The sequence below is a fragment of the Streptomyces sp. B1866 genome (assembly GCF_031932565.1).
In the GTDB taxonomy this organism is placed as follows: Bacteria; Actinomycetota; Actinomycetes; order Streptomycetales; family Streptomycetaceae; genus Streptomyces.
Genome location: NZ_JAVSCF010000497.1, coordinates 1 through 1661, shown reverse-complemented (window position 1 = coordinate 1661; position 1661 = coordinate 1). Strand labels below are relative to the sequence as shown.

At 78.3% G+C, this 1661-nt stretch carries 2 protein-coding genes; both read right to left on the bottom strand.

Features of this window, described 5'->3' with window-relative positions; genetic code table 11:
* A partial coding sequence (locus tag RKE29_RS29775) for a hypothetical protein (protein ID WP_312008827.1) occupies positions 1-545 on the bottom strand: 545 nt, incomplete at its 3' end.
* A 169-nt stretch (positions 546-714) separates the two neighbouring features.
* Positions 715-1661: thioredoxin domain-containing protein (locus tag RKE29_RS29770; RefSeq protein WP_312008825.1), on the bottom strand; the 947-nt coding region annotated here is incomplete at its 5' end.

Sequence of the window (1661 nt, the reverse complement as noted above, 5' to 3'; positions counted from 1 at the left end):
CGGAACGCGACGGCGGCGACCGCGCGCACCATCCGGCCGAAGGCGGCCTCACCGCGCCGCAGCCAGGCCGCGGCGACCAGCCCGGCCGCCACGTGGGCGGCCAGCAGCAGCCAGGGCGCGACGTCGGCCGCCGTGGCCGGGGCCGCGCCGGGTGCGGCCCCGTGGGCGGTCATCCGGGCCAGCGGCGAGCCGACCTCGCCGCCGCCGCACAGCACGTGCACGCCCATCGAACGCAGGGACCCGGTCACCGGGCCGCCCGAGGGCCCGTAGCACGCCTGCTGACCGGTGGTGAAGACAGTGTCCGCCGCCAGCTCCAGGGGCACCAGGAGCGCGGCGATGCCGCCGAAGCCCCGCTCCCGCCCGGCCAGCGCGTAGGCGATGGCGAACACGGCGGCGGCCAGCGCGGCGACCGTGGCCATCGGCAGCGGCGCGCGCGACAGCAGGACGTGGGAGGACGAGGACAGCGTCACGCACAGCGCCGTGAACAGCGCCGCGCGCAGCATCCTGAGGCGCGCCCGCGGGCGGCGCGCTCCCGTCCCGTCCATGAGGCCGCATTGTGCCACGGCGGGGTGTAGGGGCCGCGTCAGGATCCGGCCTCGTCCCCGCCCGGCCTCCGGCGCGGTCCCCGGGGCGTCCGGGCGGCCCCCGGGCGCGCGCACGCCCCGGGGACCGCCCCCGGTCTCCCGCCGCCGCGCCGGGGGCCCTGGCGGGGGCCTACCGCCGCGGCAGCCGCGGGCTTACGGCCTGGTCGAACTCCGCGGGCGTCAGCGGGGGGCTGCTGCCGTCCGTGGTCACCGGGCTGCCGTCGAGCTTGACGGTCGGCGTGCCGCCCACCGCCGAGGCGTCGAACGCGTCGGACATCGCCTGCGCCCACGTGTCGTAGGTGCCGCCGGTCACGGCCGCCTCGAAGGCCCCGTTGCCCTTCAGGGCCGGCACCTGCGCGGCGACCTTCAGCAGGTAGGCGTCGTCGGCGAAGGAGTCGGTGTCCTCCGAGGGGTGGTGGGCCGCGGAGTACAGGGCGGCCTTGTAGTCGAGGAAGGCGTCCGTGCTCACGTCGAGGGCGGCGCCCAGGGCGCTGAGGGCGTTCTTCGAGCCGGTGCCGCCCAGGTTCTTGTCCAGGAAGGTGCCCATGGTGAACCGCACCTGGTAGGAGCCGTCGCGCACGTCCCCCCGGATGGTGTCCGCGAGGTTCTGCTCGAACTTCGCGCAGGCCGGGCAGCGCATGTCCTCGTACACGTCGAGCACGTGCCCGGACTCCGGCCGGCCGACGACGACCGTGGTGCCGTCCGCCCCGGAGGCGTGGGCGGGCTTGACCAGGCCGCCGGAGGCCGCGCCCTTGCCGCCGGTCTTCGGCGCGCCGTCCACGCCGGGCAGGCCGCCGCCCGGCACACCGGCGGAGGGACCCGCCTTCTTCGAGCCGGAGTCGTCGCCGTCCTTCGCGACGACCACACCGACGGCCACGGCCGCGACCACCGCGACCGCCACGCCGACGGATATCCACACCTGGCGCCCGCGGCCGCCGGGCCGCGGTACCGGCGGCGCCGGCCACGAGGCGGCCGGGCCCGGCTGCGGCTGTCCGGCGTACGGGCCGGGGAAGGGCGGCGGGGAGTACGGCGGCCCGGCCTGGGGCGCGGGGGCCTGCGGCGGCGCCGGCCACTGCG